This window comes from Frateuria hangzhouensis (assembly GCF_026410505.1).
Lineage (GTDB): Bacteria > Pseudomonadota > Gammaproteobacteria > Xanthomonadales > Rhodanobacteraceae > Frateuria_A > Frateuria_A hangzhouensis.
This window is the reverse complement of the sequence record NZ_JAPMIU010000004.1, coordinates 265460-282953: the sequence shown is the minus strand read 5'-3', so window position 1 is coordinate 282953 and position 17494 is coordinate 265460. Positions and strand designations below refer to the sequence as shown.

General features: G+C 69.0%; 16 protein-coding genes. 10 read left to right on the top strand and 6 right to left on the bottom strand.

The genetic code is table 11. The features are described 5' to 3' along the window. Positions 1–252: 252 nt before the first annotated feature. On the bottom strand, positions 253–1464 hold the full coding sequence (gene tyrS / locus OSC30_RS06615; protein WP_267171055.1) for a tyrosine--tRNA ligase: 1212 nt from the start codon (positions 1462–1464) through the stop codon (positions 253–255). A gap of 177 nt (positions 1465–1641) precedes the next feature. Here tyrS and OSC30_RS06610 point away from each other — a divergent pair, with 177 nt between their 5' ends. Together OSC30_RS06610 and OSC30_RS06605 are read left to right on the top strand one after the other, a co-directional pair. Then, positions 1642–3084: an OapA family protein gene (locus OSC30_RS06610; RefSeq protein ID WP_267171054.1), complete on the top strand. Its 1443-nt coding sequence runs from the start codon at positions 1642–1644 to the stop codon at positions 3082–3084. 19 nt (positions 3085–3103) lie between these two features. After that, the gene (locus OSC30_RS06605) at positions 3104–4225 is read left to right on the top strand and encodes an anhydro-N-acetylmuramic acid kinase (protein ID WP_267171062.1); all 1122 of its coding nucleotides are present in this window, start codon (positions 3104–3106) and stop codon (positions 4223–4225) included. A gap of 33 nt (positions 4226–4258) precedes the next feature. On the opposite strand, the gene OSC30_RS06600 is transcribed toward OSC30_RS06605, so the two are convergent. Beyond that, complete coding sequence (locus tag OSC30_RS06600) at positions 4259–4552, bottom strand: hypothetical protein (protein ID WP_267171053.1); 294 nt, start codon at positions 4550–4552, stop codon at positions 4259–4261. A gap of 170 nt (positions 4553–4722) precedes the next feature. Here OSC30_RS06600 and OSC30_RS06595 point away from each other — a divergent pair, with 170 nt between their 5' ends. Continuing rightward, a complete protein-coding gene (locus OSC30_RS06595) occupies positions 4723–6039 on the top strand; it encodes an AmpG family muropeptide MFS transporter (protein ID WP_267171052.1) in 1317 nt (438 codons plus the stop codon). Positions 6040–6047: 8 nt separating this feature from the next. Here OSC30_RS06595 and OSC30_RS06590 read toward each other — a convergent pair whose 3' ends face one another. Next, complete coding sequence (locus OSC30_RS06590) at positions 6048–6818, bottom strand: exodeoxyribonuclease III (RefSeq protein WP_267171051.1); 771 nt, start codon at positions 6816–6818, stop codon at positions 6048–6050. Between the two features lie 36 nt (positions 6819–6854). On the opposite strand from OSC30_RS06590, the gene OSC30_RS06585 reads away from it, so the two are divergent. From OSC30_RS06585 to OSC30_RS06575, 3 genes are all read left to right on the top strand, one after another. Next, the gene (locus OSC30_RS06585; RefSeq protein ID WP_267171050.1) at positions 6855–7394 is read left to right on the top strand and encodes a GNAT family N-acetyltransferase; all 540 of its coding nucleotides are present in this window, start codon (positions 6855–6857) and stop codon (positions 7392–7394) included. After that, positions 7361–8008: an orotate phosphoribosyltransferase gene (gene pyrE / locus OSC30_RS06580; protein WP_267171049.1), complete on the top strand. Its 648-nt coding sequence runs from the start codon at positions 7361–7363 to the stop codon at positions 8006–8008. The genes OSC30_RS06585 and pyrE overlap by 34 nt, the downstream gene beginning before the upstream one ends. 110 nt (positions 8009–8118) lie before the next feature. Continuing rightward, positions 8119–8754, top strand: coding sequence for a DUF4124 domain-containing protein (locus OSC30_RS06575; RefSeq protein WP_267171048.1), 636 nt, complete (start codon positions 8119–8121; stop codon positions 8752–8754). A gap of 76 nt (positions 8755–8830) precedes the next feature. On the opposite strand, the gene OSC30_RS06570 is transcribed toward OSC30_RS06575, so the two are convergent. From OSC30_RS06570 to coaBC, 3 genes are read right to left on the bottom strand one after another with little or no spacing between them, the layout of a single operon-like run. Continuing rightward, a complete protein-coding gene (locus OSC30_RS06570) occupies positions 8831–11140 on the bottom strand; it encodes a phosphomannomutase/phosphoglucomutase (RefSeq protein WP_267171047.1) in 2310 nt (769 codons plus the stop codon). A 41-nt stretch (positions 11141–11181) separates the two neighbouring features. Further along, a complete protein-coding gene (dut, locus tag OSC30_RS06565) occupies positions 11182–11637 on the bottom strand; it encodes a dUTP diphosphatase (RefSeq protein ID WP_267171046.1) in 456 nt (151 codons plus the stop codon). Then, positions 11634–12839, bottom strand: coding sequence for a bifunctional phosphopantothenoylcysteine decarboxylase/phosphopantothenate--cysteine ligase CoaBC (coaBC, locus tag OSC30_RS06560; protein ID WP_267171045.1), 1206 nt, complete (start codon positions 12837–12839; stop codon positions 11634–11636). The genes dut and coaBC overlap by 4 nt, the downstream gene beginning before the upstream one ends. A gap of 97 nt (positions 12840–12936) precedes the next feature. Here coaBC and radC point away from each other — a divergent pair, with 97 nt between their 5' ends. From radC to OSC30_RS06540, 4 genes are all read left to right on the top strand, one after another. Beyond that, positions 12937–13608, top strand: a complete 672-nt coding sequence (gene radC, locus OSC30_RS06555; RefSeq protein ID WP_267171044.1) for a RadC family protein — start codon at positions 12937–12939, stop codon at positions 13606–13608. Between the two features lie 735 nt (positions 13609–14343). After that, positions 14344–16032 carry an arginine--tRNA ligase gene (gene argS / locus OSC30_RS06550; RefSeq protein ID WP_267171043.1) on the top strand — a complete coding sequence of 563 codons (1689 nt, stop codon included), beginning with the start codon at positions 14344–14346 and terminating at the stop codon, positions 16030–16032. Beyond that, positions 16032–16718, top strand: coding sequence for an SPOR domain-containing protein (locus OSC30_RS06545; protein ID WP_267171042.1), 687 nt, complete (start codon positions 16032–16034; stop codon positions 16716–16718). The genes argS and OSC30_RS06545 overlap by 1 nt, the downstream gene beginning before the upstream one ends. Before the next feature lies 1 nt (position 16719). After that, the gene (locus tag OSC30_RS06540) at positions 16720–17472 is read left to right on the top strand and encodes an SDR family NAD(P)-dependent oxidoreductase (RefSeq protein WP_267171041.1); all 753 of its coding nucleotides are present in this window, start codon (positions 16720–16722) and stop codon (positions 17470–17472) included. Positions 17473–17494 lie beyond the last annotated feature (22 nt).

Sequence of the window (17494 nt, the reverse complement as noted above, 5' to 3'; positions counted from 1 at the left end):
GCACACTGTCAAAGATCAATCACTTGCGACTCTTTCTTCTGAATCGCCCCGAGACGTTTCGTCCCGGGTGAGCCGCCCATTCTACATTCCCTTGCCAGTTCGTCAACACCCTTTTGCGAAGAATTTTGCTTGGGGGAGTTGCCGGCCAAGGGGAGTTGGGCGACGGGCCGCGAATAGTAGGTTCACTACGCGAACTTGGCAAGCGAGCGCGGCGGATTTTTTTTTGTGTGCGCCCGGAAAGCCGCTCCGCACCTAGCCTGCGACGAGCCTGACTCGCGCGAAATTGCGCTTGCCCACCTGCAGCACGCCCTCGAACCCGGCGCTGAACACGCGCTGCGCGTCCTCGACCACGGCCGCGTCGATGCGCACCGCGCGCTCCTTGAGCTTGCGGTTGGCTTCGGAGTTGCTGGCGGTGAGGCCCGCCGCCGTGAGCAGGGCCGGCAGGCGCAGGCCTTCGGTCGGCACGCCGATCTCGTTCAGCGGCAACAACGAGGTGTCGCCCTCGCCACGCACCACCGCGTGCCATCCCGCGACGGCCTGCTCGGCGGCGGCCGCATCATGGAAGCGCGTGGCCAGCTCGCGCGCCAGCCGGAGCTTGGCGTCACGCGGGTTGAGCGCGCCGCCTTCCACGTCCTGCTTCATGCGCGCCAGCTCGTCCAGCGATACCTCAAAACTGAGCAATTCGAACCAGCGCCACATCAATGCGTCATCGATCTTCAGGGTCTTGGTGACGATATCGATCGCCGGCTCGTCGATGCCGATGTAGTTGCCGAGCGACTTGGACATCTTGTGGACACCGTCCAGGCCTTCCAACAACGGCATGGTCAGCACCACCTGTGGTGGCTGGCCATGGTGTTCCTGCAGGGCCCGACCCATCAGCAGGTTGAACTTCTGGTCGGTACCGCCGAGTTCGACGTCGGCCTCGAGCGCCACCGAGTCGTAGCCCTGCACCAGCGGATACAGGAACTCGTGGATGGCGATCGGCTGCTGCGCGGCGTAGCGCTTGGCAAAGTCGTCGCGCTCGAGCATCCGCGCGACGGTGTGCTGCCCCGCCAGCCGGATCATGTCGGCGGCGGACATCTTGCCGAACCACTCGGAGTTGAATCGCACCTCGGTGCGTTCGCGGTCGAGCACCTTGTAGACCTGCTTGGCGTAGGTCTCGGCGTTCCCGAGTACGTCCTCGCGGCTGAGCGGTTTGCGGGTCACGTTCTTCCCGGTGGGATCACCGATCATCCCGGTGAAGTCGCCGATCAGGAAGATCACCTGATGCCCAAGGTCCTGGAACTGGCGCATCTTGTTGAGCAGCACGGTGTGGCCCAGGTGCAGATCCGGCGCAGTGGGGTCGAAGCCGGCCTTGATGCGCAGCGGGCGGCCGTTTTTCAGGCGCTCGGTCAGTTCCTCCTGCTTGATCACCTCGTCGGCGCCACGGGCAATGGTCGCCAGCGCCTGCTCAAGCTCGTTCATGATGTCCTCTGTGACGATCAATGGACCGTGGCAAAGGGGGCCGCGGTCACGAAAACGCGTTAATTGTGCGTTAATCATAAAACTAGCGCAAATCCTTGAAACAAAAGGCGTTGACGCACTTTATACGGGGCCGCTAAGGTACGGCGCCTGAGTACTTTGTAACGCGGGGCGAAGAGCATGGGTGAGGGCGACCAGATCGCGCGGGCGGCGCGCAAGCAGGCTATCCGCCGCAAGGCGCAGCGTCGCCACATGCACTTCTACGAACGTTGCGCGCACTGGTCGTTCAGCCGCCTGGGCGAGGCCGAGCCGCTGCGCTGGCATCGCGAGCGCTGGATCCTGGCCGGCACGGCGCTGTTGCTGACCGCGCTGTCCGGTTTTTTCCTGCCCGCCTGGGCCAGCGCGATGCGCCCCGATCCGCAACCGGTCGCGCATACCCTGCTGCCGCTCACGCTGCCCAAGGCCGCGCCGGTGGCGGCGCCCGCCCGCGCGATGGAAGACTGGCGCGTGGTGCAGGTGCAGCCGGGCCAGACGCTGTCGGACATCTTCCATGACCAGGGCCTGGGACTGGGCGACCTGCAGCGCGTGATCGACGCGGCCGGCGCCGCCAAGGGCGCCTTCCACAACATCCGTCCGCACCAGGAGTTCGACTTTCTGCTCGGCAGCGATGGCAGCCTGAAAGGCATCCGCTTCGACAAGGACGAGGCCAACCGCGCAGTGGTCCGCTTCGATGGCGGCCAGGCCAGGCTGTCCGTACAGCCCCGCGCGATGGAAACCCGCGAGCACGTGGCGCACGGCACCATCACCAGTTCGCTGTACGCCGCGGCGGCCAAGGCCGGGATGAGCCAGGGCATGGTCGGCAAGCTCGCCGACGTGTTCAAGTACGACATCGACTTCGTGCAGGAGCTGCGCGACGGCGACAGCTTCACGGTGATCTACGACGACGTCTACCGCGACGGCAGCTATTTCTCCGAGGGCGACATCATCGCCGCCGAGTTCGTCAACCAGGGGCACCGCTACACCGCCTACCGCTTCAAGAAAGCCGATGGCCACTACGGCTGGTTCAGCGAGGACGGTCGGCCGATCCAGAAGTCGTTCCTGCGCATCCCGGTCGACTTCACGCGGATTTCCTCACGCTTCAGCTCCGGCCGCATGCATCCGATCCTGGGCCGCATGCGCGCGCACAAGGGCGTCGACTACGCCGCGCCCAAGGGCACCCCGATCCATGCCGCCGGCGACGGCGTGATCACCTTCAGGGGCCGCGCGCGGGGCTACGGCAACTTCGTGGTGATCCGCCACAACAAGCACATCAGCACGGCCTACGGTCACATGTCGCGCTTCGCCAAGGAGCGCGTGGGCCAGCACGTCAGCCAGGGCCAGGTCATCGGCTACGTGGGCATGACCGGTTTGGCCACCGGCCCGCATCTGCATTACGAGTTCCGCGTCAACGGCGTGCAGCGCGACCCGCAGACGGTCACCCTGCCCAAACCGCAGCCGCTGCCAGCGGCGCAGCTGGCCCGCTTCGAAGCCCAGACCGTGCGCCCGCAGCTGGCGCGCCTGAAGGCGATGAATGCCAGCATCAAGCTGGCCAGGCTCGACTCGGCCACGCGCAGCGACAACTGACCGATCGCCCTTGGCCGCCATCGATGACGCGTCGGCCCTATACCTGGGGTTGATCTCCGGTACCAGCGCCGACGGCATCGACGTCGCGCTGGTTTCCTTCGACCAGGGCATGCCGCAATTGCGCGCGGCGCTGACCCACCCTTGGCCCCACGCTCTGCGCGAACGCGTGCTGGCGATGGCGCAGGATCTGGTCGCGTTCGACCTGGACGATTTCGGCCAGCTGGACGTGGCCATCGGCCGCCACTTCGCCGAGGCGGCACGCCGGCTGCTCGAAACCAGCGGCACGCCCGCGACCGCGGTGCGTGCGCTCGGTTCGCACGGCCAGACGCTGCGGCACCGGCCCGGCGGCGAGTCGCCGTTCACCCTGCAACTGGGCGATCCGAGCGTGATCGCCGAAAGCTGCGGCATCGACGTGGTAGCGGACTTCCGCCGCGCCGACGTGGCCGCCGGCGGCCAGGGCGCGCCGCTGCTGCCCGCCGTGCACGCGATGCTGCTGGGGCAGGCCGAACACACACGGGTGGTACTCAATCTCGGCGGCATCGCCAACATCACCGTACTGGACGCGGACGGCCGGGTGCTCGGCTTCGACACCGGCCCCGCGAATGGGCTGCTGGATGCCTGGTGCATGGAACAGCGTGGCGAGCCGTTCGATCGCGACGGGGCTTTCGCCGCCGCCGGCCAGGTCGACCTGGCCCTGCTCGAAGGGCTGCTGGACGAGCCGTATTTCGCGCTGCCGCCCCCCAAGAGTACCGGCCGCGAGCATTTCCACCTGGCATGGCTGTTGCGCCAACCGCGCGTCACGCAACTGGCTCCGGTCGACGTGCAGGCCACCCTGCTGGAACTGACGGCGCACACCGTCGCCGATGCGATCGAAGCCCACGCGGCAGCGGCGACGGAGGTGCTGGTCTGCGGCGGCGGCGTGCACAACTCCCGACTCATGCAGCGGCTGGCCGAGTGGCTGGCCCCGCGCCGCGTGGCCAGCACCGCCGAGTACGGCATCGATCCGGATTACCTGGAAGCGGCGGCGTTCGCGTGGTTGGCGCGCCAACGGCTGCTGGGCCTGCCGGGCAACCTGCCGGCGGTGACCGGCGCGCGTGGCCCGCGCGTACTGGGCGCGGTGTACCTGGCGCCACGGGCCTGAGCGAGGCGGCCGCCCAGCGGTATCAGGCGAAAGCTAGGCCCGGGCCGATGCGCGTACGGGTGCCAGCTGTGTCGGCCGGGCGAGCGACAGCGCCTGCAGGGCTTCCTGGAACGCCGCCTTTTCGGTGAGGTTCCACTGGCCGCCCAGTACCAGGCTTCCCGGGTCGAGCATGGCTTCGCTGGAAATCTGCCCGGCGGCGCTCATGCCCAGGCCGTGCCGCAGCGCATGCAGCACGACATCGTTGATGGACCAGTGGCGGTCCTTGGCGAGCGTCTTGATCCGCTCGGCCATCAAGCTGTCGATATGGCGTATGACGAGGTCCGGCACGTGCGATCCCTCCTACCCGGCTCATGGAGTCCTTGCCCGCGCATTGTGGCACTTTTTGCCGCTGTGCGGCGGAGCCCGCTTCGGCGCCGCCGGACACGCGGCCGGGCGAACGCGAACGGTGCGGTCACGAGGCTTCCTCTGGCCTGCATCGGGCACTTAGCATGGCGGCCATGAGCACATCCCGCCCCCGAGGCCTGCGCGCGCTGGTCGCTTCGCTGCACCCATACTTGGAGGCCGCGCCCATCGGCGCGCTGTTGCTGGGCATTTCCTCCGGCTTTCCGTACGCGATGATCGGCGCCACGCTGACGACGCGACTGGCCCAGCAGGGCATCGACAAGCGCAGCGTGACCGAGTTTTCGCTGGCGTTCCTCGTCTACAACCTGAAGTTCCTGTGGGCGCCGCTGGTGGATCGGTTGCGGCTGCCGTTTCTGTCGCGCTTCGGGCAACGGCGCTCGTGGCTATGGTTCTCGGCCGCCCTAGTGGCCGCGGCGGTCGTGTTCCTGGGGCTGACCGATCCGTCTACCGATCTTCTGGCCACGGCCGTCGCGGCGATCCTGGTCGGCGTGGCCGGGGCGACCTTCGACATCGTCATCGATGCCTATCGCATCGAAATCCTCGAACCGCGACAGCTCGGCGTCGGTTCGGGCATGTCGCAGTACGGCTGGCGTATCGGCTCGGTCTGTGCCGGCGCGCTGGCGCTGCTGCTCGCCGGCCCCGCCGGGTGGACCCGCGCGTACCTGGCCTGCGCGCTGTTCTCGCTGCCCGCGGTCATCGCCGGCCTGTGGCTGGGCGAGCCCTCGCGACACCGTGCGCCGGCGCGGCTGCAGGGGCTGGCGGCGCTGCGCGAGACGGTGGTCGAGCCGCTGGCGGAATTCTTCCGGCGCAACGGCGCATGGCTGGTCCTGCTGTTCGTGCTGCTGCACAAGATCGGCGACACGCTGGCCAACCTCACGGTCCGCCTGTTGCTGGACGATCTGTCCTTCAGCAATCAGGAAATCGCGACCTACGATGTCGGCTACGGCTTCGTCGCCTACCTGGTCGGCATCTTCCTGGGCGGGGCGTTCTACACGCGGCTGGGAATCAAGCGTTCAGTGCTGTTGAGCCTGGTGCTGATGGCGGTCTCCAACCTGTCCTTCGCGATACTGGCCCAGGTCGGACACAGCAACGCCATGCTCGCCTTCAGCATCGGCTTCGAGAACATCGCCAGCGGCATCGGCGGCGTGGCGGTGGTGGCTTACCTGTCGGCGCTTTGCAACCTCACCTTCACGGCCACCCAGTACGCCCTGCTGTCGGCGGCGGCCTCCGTGCTCGGCCGCCTGATCACCGGCACTTCGGCCGGCGCGCTGATCGTGCAGATCGGCTACGTCGATTTCTACCTGCTCACGACGGTTGCCGCGCTGCCGGGCATCGCGCTGTTCGCCTGGATGATGCGCACCGGCCTGGTCGACCGCGCCATCGCCGAAACGGACGTTCGGCGCAGCGCCTGATCTCCGTCTCAGTCGGCGTAGTCGACCGTATAGGGCGCATGGTCGGAGAAGCGCTGATCGCGATAGACCGAGCAGGCGCGCATGCGGTCGCGCAGGCCCGGCGTGCAGACCTGGTAATCGATGCGCCAACCCACGTTGTTCTCGCGCGCGCGTCCACGGTTGGACCACCACGTGTACTCGACCGCCTCCGGCTTGATCGCGCGGAAGCTGTCGACCCAGCCGCGGGTGTGGAACAAAAGGTCCAGCCAGGCCCGCTCGGCCGGCAGGCAGCCGGAGTTTTTCTGGTTGGAGGTCCAGTTCTTGATGTCGTTTCTGGTGTGGACGATGTTCCAGTCGCCGCAGATGACGTAGTCGCGGCCGCTGTTCAGCCACTGGTCGAAGATCGGCCCGAGGAAATCCATCGCCTTGAACTTGAACTGCTGGCGCTCCTCGCCGGAGGAGCCCGACGGCACGTACAGCGAGACCACCGAGAGGTTGCCGAAGCGTGCCTCGATGTAGCGGCCCTCGCAGTCGAACGGCTCCCAGCCGAGCTCGGTGAGCACCGTGTCCGGTTCGCGCCGCGCGTAGATCGCCACGCCGCTGTAGCCCTTCTTGCAGGTGGCGTCGCGGTAGAAACAGTGGTGGCCGTCCGGGCGGAACATCGGATCGGTCAGCTGGTTTTCCTGCGCCTTGGTTTCCTGCACGCAGACCACGTCGGCATCCTGCGTGCGGAGCCAGTCGAACACGCCCTTGCTGGCGGCCGAGCGGATGCCATTGGCGTTCAAGGTGACGATGCGCATGCGCTCTCCTCGAGGTGATGGATCATCATAACAACCATGCCCGATCGCCCCGTCATCCATTTCGAGCCCGTCGGCCCGGCCAATCGCGATGCCTTGCTCGAGCTGCGCGTGCATCCGGACCAGCGCGGTTACGTGGGCGCCATCGGGGACCTGCTGGCCGATGCGCAGGCCTGCCCGGGATGCCTGCCGCTGGCGATCCTGGAAGGCGGCACGGTCGTCGGTTTCGTGCGCATCGAGGCGGATGCGCGCAGCGTGGCCGGGCGTGCGCTGGATCCGCCGAGCCTGGGTCTGCGTGCCTTCTTCATCGATGCGCGCCATCAACGCCGCGGCCTGGGCGGTCGGGCGCTGGACGCACTGCCGATGATGCTGGCCGCTCGCCACCCGCACGCCCGCGGGATCGCACTGGCGGTCGATGCGGACAACGCCCCGGCGCTGGCGCTTTACCGTCGCGCGGGCTTCGTCCCGGTCGTCGGCGGCTATCATGGCGGCCCTTCCCAACCGCAGCGCCTGCTCTGGCGCGCCCTGCCCGACGCGAGGCCCCCGTGCACGACTATCAGCGCGACTTTCTCGACCTGACCCTGCAGCGCCAGGTGCTGCGCTTTGGCGAATTCACTCTCAAATCCGGTCGCCAGAGTCCGTACTTCTTCAACCTTGGCCGCATCGATTCCGGTGCCGCGCTGGCGCGTCTGGGCGAGGCCTACGCCGCCGCGCTGGTGCGCGCGCAGTTGCCGGTGGACATGCTGTTCGGGCCGGCCTACAAGGGCATCGCGCTGGCCGCCGCCACCGCCATCGCACTGGCTACCGGGCATGGCCGCGACCTGCCTTGGGCGTACAACCGCAAGGAGACCAAGGACCACGGCGAGGGCGGCACGCTGGTCGGCGCGCCGCTGGCCGGACGCGTGCTGATCGTCGACGACGTGATGACCGCCGGCACCGCCGTGCGCGAGTCGCTGGCGCTGATCCGCGCGCACGGTGCCACCCCCGCCGGCGTGCTGATCGCGCTGGACCGGCAGGAGCGCGGCCAGGGCGAACTCTCCGCCGCGCAGGAAGTGGCGCGCGACCACGGCATCCCGGTGCTCGCCATTACCGGCCTGGACGAGGTGCTGGCCTATGCCGGCGAGCGCCCGGAGCTGGCCGCCGAACACGCCCGCCTGCTGGCATACCGCGCGCGCTACGGCACGGCCAGGTAGCTGCCGGTCGCCCAAGTGGCGACCGGCGTCACACGCCCGTGTGCGTCCTTCGGCCACGCTTCAGGCAGCCGCCGCACGATGGCTATACTGCCCGCCAGGAGGGGGTATCCATGCGCAAGTTCGCTTACGCCGCCGCCATCGCCATGGCGACGGTCCTGACGGCCCATGCCCAGAGCACCGGCATCCGCTACCACTGGCGCGACGGCAACGGCCTGTCGCACTACAGCGACAGCCTTACTGCCGAGGCGATGAAGTACGGCTACGACCTGGTCAACGACCAGGGCTACGTGGTGCGCCACGTCGAGCGCCAGCTGAGCCAGGAGGAACGCGCCGCCGCCGAGAAGCTGGCCGCCGAGAAGGCGGCCCAGCGGCGTTCCGAGGAAGCGCGCAAGCGATCGGACCTGCAGATGCTCAACGCCTATGGCGACGAGGCCTCCCTCAAGCAGGCGCAGCAGGCCGAGCTGGACAACATCGACCAGCAGATCAACACCACCCGGCTGAACCTGCACAGCCAGGAGAAGACCCTGGCCGACCTGCTCGGCCGCGCCGCCGACATGGAGCGGACCAAGCAGAAGGTGCCCAAGTTCCTGGTCGACCGCATCGCCGAACAGCGCAACGTGGTGGCCGGCCAGCGGGCCCGGCTGGGCCGCCAGCAGGATGGCCGCGAGGCGGCCGAGAAGGAAGCCGCGCAGCAGCTGGAACACTACCGCGCCTTGAAGAAGGCGCAGGAAGAGCCGCGCTACTAGGCCGGCTCATGCAGGAGCGCCCGGCGGCGCTCCTGCAACGGCTTTCCGCAGGCGGGCACAGCCCACGCCGAAGTCGTCAGAACGGCAGCTTCAGCCCCGGGTCGACCAGGAACAACTGCTCGCGGAATGCCTGCTGGATGCGCTGAAGCGCCGCCTGGCTGTCGGCATCGAAGCGCAGCACCAGCACTGGCGTGGTGTTGGACGCCCGCACCAGGCCCCAGCCGTCTGGCCAATCGGCACGCAGGCCGTCGATGGTGGTCAGGGTGGCGTCGCCGAAGGTGGCCTTCTCCTTGAACTTCTCGATGAAGCGGTAGTGCTCGCCCTCGGCCAGCTCGATCTTCAGCTCCGGCGTGGACACGCCTTTCGGGCAGGTGGCGAAGATCTGCTCGGCCGTGCGGCCCTCGGGATCGCCGGCGAGGATCTCCAGCAGCCGCGCGCCGGCGTAGATGCCGTCGTCGAAGCCGTACCAGCGCTCCTTGAAAAAGAAATGGCCGCTCATCTCGCCGGCAAGCTCCGCCTGCGTCTCGCGCATCTTGGCCTTGATCAGCGAATGGCCGGTGCGCCACATCAGCGGACTGCCGCCGGCCTCCAGGATCTGGCCCTTCAGATGACCGGTGCACTTGACGTCGTAGATGATGGTCGCGCCCGGCTGGCGCGACAGCACGTCGCGCGCGAACAGCATCAGCAGGCGGTCGGGATAGATGATCTCGCCGTCCTTCGTGACCACGCCCAGGCGATCGCCGTCGCCGTCGAAGGCGACGCCCAGGTCGGCGCCGGTCTGGCGCACGGCGTGGATCAGGTCCTGCAGGTTGTGGGGATCGGACGGGTCGGGATGGTGGTTGGGGAAGGTGCCGTCGACCTCGCAATACAACGGCACGATGTCGCAACCGATGCCTTCGAGCACCTGCGGCGCCACCGCGCCGGGGATGCCGTTGCCGCAGTCGACCACCACCTTAAGGCGGCGCTCGGCCTGCACGTCGGAGGTGATCCGCTCGATGTAGTCCGGCACCACGTCGACATGGCGCAGGCCGCCCTGGCCACCGGTCTCCAGCGCGCCCGAGGCGATCCGCCGGTACAGGTCCTGGATCGCGCCCTCGGACAGGGTTTCGCCGCCGACCACGATCTTGAAGCCGTTGTAGTCCGGCGGGTTGTGGCTGCCGGTCACCGCCACGCCGCTGCCGGTGTTGAAGCGGTAGGCGGCGAAATACACGATCGGGGTCGAGACCGCGCCGACGTCGATCACGTCGATGCCGGCCTCGCGCAGGCCGTCGGACAGCGCGCCGGCCAATTCCGGCCCGGACAGGCGGCCGTCGCGGCCGACCACGATCTCGTTCAGACCCTTCTCGCGCATCAGCGTGCCGATCGACTGACCCAGCAGGTGCGCCACCCGCGCCGTGAGCGTCTTGCCGACCACTCCGCGCACGTCATAGGCGCGGAAGATGCTCGGGTCGATCGCATCGGCCGGGCTGGTCGCCGGCGGCGCGGCCGCGGGACGCAGCGCCGGCGATGCCGGCTGGGGTTTGGCGGGAATCACATCGGACACCATGGTCTCCTCGGGTTGGATTTCCTGGCGCGCGGGGGCACGTCCGCGCAGCCAGAACAGGTAAAGCCCGCCGCCGATGCCCAGCAGCGCCAGCAACACCGCCAGCGGCCAGGCGCGCGGCAGCAGGATGAAAGCCGCCGGCAGCGCGGCGCGCACGCTGAAACTGCTGCCCGGCACCGGCTTGGCGTCGTCCTCGGCCTCGGCCGACGCGGCACCGCGGGAGAGCAGGCTGTGTTCGCCACGGTCGTCGCCCTGGCGCAGGTCGATGCGCCCGTTGCCCGTGGCAATGGACTCGAAACGCCGTTGCAACGGCGTGAACGGCAATTCCACCCAGACCCAGGCCTGCGGCTGCTGCATCGATCCCAGCGGCTGCACCAGGCTCAGCCGGCGCGTGCCGTCGGCCACCACGGTCTGTGCGGGCAGGCTGCCGTTGTCGGTCTGCGCGGCCATCAGCTGGGCCGCCTTGGCGTAGCCGAATTGGCGGTAGTTGGCGTGCAGCACTTCGTCCAGGCCGGCGCTGTAGACCTCCACGTCCAGAGCCTCGGGAAGGCGCGCGCGCAACGTCTCGGCCAGCTGCGCGCGGTCGCCCTGCGCCGCGGCCGGATCGAGCGCGCCGACGGCCTGGGCGACCTGCTTGCGCTCGCTGGCGATCTCCGCCGCGAGCGTGCGTACGGCTTCGTCCTGCGCCGCGTGCACACGCGCCACCTTGGCGCTTTCGCCGGCGATCAGCCACGCCTGCCAGGCGCAAAACAGGCCCAGCAGCAGCAGCACGGTGCCGCCCGCCAGCGGCAACAGGCGCTGCCATGCCAGCGCATCCCACTCTCTTGCGATGTTTCTTGCCATCTCGCCCCCGCGTACGCACCGGCCCTGGCCGGTGCCTGGCCTTACCGGATACCTGTCGAACCAAACCCGCCCGCGCCGCGCTCCGACGGCGCGAACTCCGTCACCACGCGCAGCGCCGCCTGCGCCACCGGGACCAGCAGCAACTGCGCGATGCGGTCGCCGACGCCGATGGTGTACGGCGCGCTGGCGCGGTTCCAGCAGGAAATCATCAGCGGACCCTGGTAGTCGGCATCGATCACGCCGACCAGGTTGCCCATCACCAACCCGTGTTTGTGGCCCAGCCCGGAGCGCGGCACGATCAGCGCACACCAGTTGGGATCGCCGATGTGGATGGCGATGCCGCTGGGCACCAGCACGCTCTCGCCCGGCGCCAGCTTGAGTGGCGCATCGATCGCCGCGCGCAGATCCATCCCGGCGCTGCCGGCGGTGGCTGCCTCGGGCAACGGAATGCTGTCGCCCAGGCGCGGGTCCAGGATCTTCAGCTCGACGTCGATCATGCGCGCGCCGCCCGGTAGCGCGTGGCGACCCGCTCGACCAGCCGCGCCGCCAGTTCGCGCTTGGAGGCGCGCGGCAGTTCTTCGCCGCCGCCGGGCCAGTACAGGCTGAGCGCGTTGTCGTCCGCCTCGAAACCCAGCCCTTCGCCGACGCGGTTGGCGGCGATCATGTCCAGGCCCTTGCGCGCCAGCTTGTCCTGCGCGTAGGCGGCCACGTCGTGCGTCTCGGCCGCGAAGCCGACCAGGAACGGGTGCGGCCGGGCCGTCGCCAGGTCTTTCAGGATGTCCGGGTTCTCGGCCAGATCGAGCACCAGCGGCGCGCCGTCGCGCTTCTTGAGCTTGTGGGTTGCCACTTCGGCTGGGCGGTAGTCGCCCACCGCGGCGGCGCCGATGTAAATGTCGGTCGAGGCGGCCGCGCCCAGCACGGCCTCGCGCATCTGTGCGGCGCTGCGCACGTCGACGCGCCGTGCCACGCCGGCCGGGCTCGGCAGGCTGACCGGGCCGGCCACCAGCGTCACCTCGGCGCCGGCCGCCGCCGCCGCTTCGGCCACGGCGAAACCCATGCGGCCGGAGCTGCGGTTGCCGATGAATCGCACCGGGTCGATGTCCTCGTAGGTGGGGCCCGCGCTCACCAGCACGCGCAGGCCGGCCAGCGCGCCGCCGCCGAAAGAACCCGCCAGGGCATCGCGCAGCTCGGCCGGTTCCAGCATGCGGCCGGAACCCACGTCGCCGCAGGCCTGCTCGCCGGCGGCCGGGCCCAGCACCGTCACGCCACGCGCGCGCAGCGTGACGAGATTGGCCTGTACCGCGGGGTGCGCCCACATCTGCTGGTTCATCGCCGGCGCCACATACAGCGGCGCGGCGCTGGCCAGGCACACGGTCGTCAGCAGGTCGTCGGCCTGGCCCTGCGCCAGGCGGGCCAGGATGTCGGCACTGGCCGGCGCAATCAGCACCCGCTCGGCCCAGCGCGCCAGTTCGATATGGCCCATCGCCGCCTCGGCGCCCTCGTCCCACAGCGAGACCCGCACCGGCTGCCCGGACAGCGCCTGGAAGGTGGTCGCGCCGACGAAGCGGGTCGCCCCTTCGGTCATCGCCACGCGCACCTCGGCGCCCTGCTCGCGCAGCCGGCGCACCAGTTCGCAGGACTTGTAGGCGGCGATACCCGCCGAGACGCCGAGCAGGATGCGACGTTGGGCAAGACTCATGTAGGACGGGCCTGACAACCGGGCGGAGCGCTAGCTTACCGGAATCGTCAACGCCCACCGCTGCCCGAGGTCGCACTCCGGCGGGCACGATGGGCGGATGAGCATCCGTCACTGGCCCACCGGCGAGCGCCCGCGCGAGAAGCTGCTGCAGCACGGCAGCGCCACCCTGTCCGACGCCGAATTGCTGGCCGTGCTGCTGGGCAGCGGCGTGCCCGGCAAGGACGCCATCACGCTCGGCCGCGAGCTGCTGCAGGCGGCTGGCGGCTTGGGCGCCCTGCTCGGTCGCGCGGACGGCCCGGTCCCCACGCCCGGCCTCGGCCCGGCCAAGCGCGCCCGCATCGTGGCCGCGCTGGAACTGGCGCGGCGCAGCCTGGCCGAGCAGTTGCAGGCGCTGCCCAGCCTGGGCAGCCCGCGCGACAGCGGCGACTACCTTTCCGCGCGCCTGCGTCACCTTCCCTATGAGGTGTTCGGTTGCCTCTATCTGGACAACCGCCACCGCGTGCTGGCCTTCGAGGAACTGTTTCGCGGCACCGTGGACGGCGCCAGCGTGCATCCGCGCGAAGTGGTGCGGGCCTGCCTCAAGCACAACGCCTGCGCGGTGATCTTCGCCCACAACCATCCCAGCGGCGTGGCCGAGCCCAGTGCCGCCGACCGCGCGATCACCCATGAACTGCGCGAGGCGCTGCAACTGATCGGCGTGCGCGTGCTCGACCACCTGGTGATCGGCCATGGCACGCCTGTATCGATGGCCGAGCGCGGCTTGCTCTAGGGCCATCGAAGGTTGGGTACGGCTGCCGTGGAGTGATCCGTGGCCGTGCTTCTTGAGAACGCCCGGTTGCCCACGGCGCCGACGCGAGGGGCGGCTGTGGTTGGCCGATCGACAGCCATGGGTTCTCGGTTTCTGCAGGAGCGCACCCATGCGCGACCGCCACGCTGGATCGTTGCTGCGCGGTCGCGCACAGGTGCGCTCCTACAAGACTGGCAGCGGTCGAGTGCGGAGGGCGGTTGGCTCGGTCCTGCGAACTCCGAAGAAACAAAAAGGCGGCGCGCTCGGGGAAAGCGCGCCGCCAGGGAGCGCACCCATCGGGGGAGTCGGCGGGTACCGGGACAGCGTGCCACCGCGCCATGACCGTCCCATGACAGCCAGGAGGTCTTGACAGCCGCGAAAACAGGCGCCGCGACTTATACACAATTCGGTCGGACCGGGGTTGCGGGGCAGCAGTTGGCAGAGCGCTTCAGACACTTCGATTAAGTACTTGTATTGCATAGGTTGTTTTCTTTACAAGCGGGTTTCAGCCCGTTGCCGTGAGATATCCCGACGCCGCGCCGCAGCTTTCCCCACAGACTTATCCACAGGGTTGTCCCGCCCGGGGAGGCTCCACGGCCCACTGGAACGCCAGCTCCATCCATCCCGCGCGCACTTTCACCCGCGGCGCCCAGGGGAAGGATCGAACACGCGCCTCTGCTAGGATTGACGGTTCCCATCGAACGCCGATCCCACGCCGTGAAACAAGCGCTGCGCGACCTGCTGCTGCAGGCCATCCGGACCCTGCAGGACGATGCCGTCCTGCCCGCCGACTTCGCCCCTCCCGCCTTCGTGGTGGAGCGCGCGCGCAGCCGCGAGCATGGCGATTTCGCCACCAACGCCGCGATGCTGCTGGCCAAGCCGGCCCGCGCCAAGCCGCGCGAGCTGGCCGACAGGCTGGTTGCCGCGCTGCCAGCCAACCCGCTGGTGGAAAAGGTGGAAATCGCCGGCCCCGGCTTCATCAACTTTTTCCTGAGCGCGGGCGCCTACCACGCCGAAGTGCGGCGTATCTTCACCGAAGGCGATGCCTACGGCCGCAACGCCAACGGCGCGGGCACCACCGCGGGCGTGGAGTTCGTCTCGGCCAACCCGACCGGCCCGCTGCACGTGGGCCATGGCCGCGCCGCGGCGATCGGCGACTGCCTGGCGCGCCTGCTCGAAGCCACCGGTTGCGACGTCAAGCGCGAGTTCTACTACAACGACGCCGGCGTGCAGATCCACAATCTGGCGATCTCGGTGCAGGCGCGCGCGCGCGGCCTGGCGCCCGACGACGCCGGCTGGCCGGAGGCCGGCTACCGCGGCGATTACATCGCGGAGGTGGCGCGGGCGTACCTGGCCGGCGAATCGGTGGTGGCCGACGGTCAGACCGTCACCGGCGCCAAGGATCCGGAAGACCTGGAAGCGATCCGCCATTTCGCCGTGGCCAGCCTGCGCCGCGAGCAGGACCTGGACCTGAAGGCGTTCGGCGTCGGCTTCGACACCTACTTCCTGGAGTCCTCGCTGTATACCGACGGCAAGGTGGAAGAAACCGTGCGCGAACTGGTCGCCCACGGCCACACCTACGAGGACGGCGGCGCGCTGTGGCTGCGCTCGACCGACTACGGTGACGACAAGGACCGCGTGATGCGCAAGTCCGACGGTACATACACCTATTTCGTACCGGACGTCGCCTATCACCTGTCCAAGTGGCAGCGCGGCTACACCCGCGCGATCACCGAACTGGGCTCGGACCACCATGGCTCGCTGGCCCGGGTTAAGGCCGGCCTGCAGGCGCTCGACGTCGGTATTCCGAAGGGCTGGCCCGAATACGTGCTGCACCAGATGGTCACCGTGATGCGCGGCGGCGAGGAGGTGAAGATCTCCAAGCGCGCCGGCAGCTACGTGACCCTGCGCGACCTTATCGACGAGGCCGGCCGCGACGCCACGCGCTATTTCCTGATCTCGCGCAAGGCGGACTCGCAACTGGTGTTCGACATCGACCTGGCCCGCTCGCAGTCCAACGACAACCCCGTCTATTACATCCAGTACGCCCACGCGCGGGTGTGCTCGGTGTTGCGCCAGGCCGGCGAGAAGGGCTTCAGCGTCGAGCTGGACCAGGGCCTCGCCGAGCTGGCGCGGCTGGACAACGAACACGAGCAGATCCTGCTCACCGAACTATCCAAATACCCCGAGATCGTCGACGCCGCCGCCACCAACCTCGAGCCACACCTGCTCGCCGGCTGGTTGCGCGAACTGGCCAACGCCTTCCACACCTACTACAACTCGCACCAGTTCCTGGTCGAGGATGCCGCCCTGCGCAACGCGCGCCTGGCGCTGGTGGTGGCGACCCGGCAGGTGCTGAAGAACGGTCTGGGCCTGCTGGGCCTGAGCGCCCCGGAGAGCATGTAATGGCAACACGCAAGGGCAAGGGCCGGCAGGCCGTGCGCAACCGCAAGGGCGGTTTCCCTGGCTGGGGCTGGGCGGTGATCGGCATCGCCGCCGGCGTGATCGCGATGGTCATGCTGACGCGCCACTCGATGCTGCCGATGGCGCCTTCCGGCCCGCAGCCGAACCCGCAGGCAACCGCCCAGGGCGGCGGCGACAAGGGCCTGGCGCCGGCCGAAAGCGCGCCGAAGAAGCCACAGTACGACTTCTATTCGGTGCTGTCGGAGAAGGAAGTGCGCATTCCCGACGAACAGATCAGCGCCCAGGCGCGCGCCGAGCAGCAGCAGAAGCAGCAGGCCGCCCAACAGGCGCAGGCCGCGGCGGCCGCCCGGCAACAGGCCGCCAACACCCCGGCCGCGGTCAGCCAGGACATCCAGGCCGCGCCCGCCACGGCGGTGCCGCCGCCGGCCGCCGGCAGCGGCTACCTCTTGCAGGTTGGCGCCTTCCCCGCCGCGGCCGATGCCGAGGCGTTGAAGGCCAAGCTGGCGCTGCAGGGCTTCGTCGCCAACGTGCAGACCGTGCAGGTGGGCGGTCAGACGTTCCATCGCGTGCGGCTGGGGCCGTACCGCTCCGCCACCGAGCTCGAATCGGTGCAGAACCGCCTGGCCGGCGCGGGCTACAAGGCGATCGCGCTCAAAGAAGGCCGCTGAGATGGATGGCAAGGTCGTCTGGATCACCGGCGCCAGCTCCGGCTTCGGCGCCGCGGCGGTGGATCGCTTCGTCGCCGGCGGCTGGCGCGTGGTCGCCAGCGGCCGGCGCGCCGAGCGGCTGCAGGCACTGGTCGACCGCCACGGTGCCGGGCGCGTGCGCGCGCTGGCGTTCGACATCCGCGACGAGGCGGCCATGCGCGCGGCGCATGCCGGCCTGCCGGCCGAGTTCGCCGGCATCGACCTGCTGGTCAACAACGCCGGCCTGGCACTGGGCACGGCGCCGGCGCAGCAGGCCGACCTGGGGCAATGGAAGCAGATGATCGACACCAACGTCACCGCGCTGGTGACGCTGACCCGCCTGCTGCTGCCCGGCCTGATCGAGCGCCACGGCGCGATCATCAACATCAGCTCCACCGCCAGCACCTATCCGTATCCGGGCGGCAACGTCTATGGCGGCACCAAGGCCTTCGTCTCACAGTTCTCGCTCGGCCTGCGCGCGGACCTGCACGGCACCGGCGTGCGCGTGACGTCGGTAGAGCCGGGAATGGCGCAAACCGAGTTCACGCTGGTGCGCACCGGCGGCGACGAGGCGGCGTCGGACAAGCTCTATGCCGGCGCGCAGCCGATCACCGCCAGCGATATCGCCGACACCTTATGGTGGATCGCCAACCTGCCGGCGCACCTCAACGTCAACCGCATCGAGTTGATGCCGACCAGCCAGTCATTCGGCGGCTTCCAGGTCCACCGCGAATGACGTAGGGTGGGCTTCAGCCACC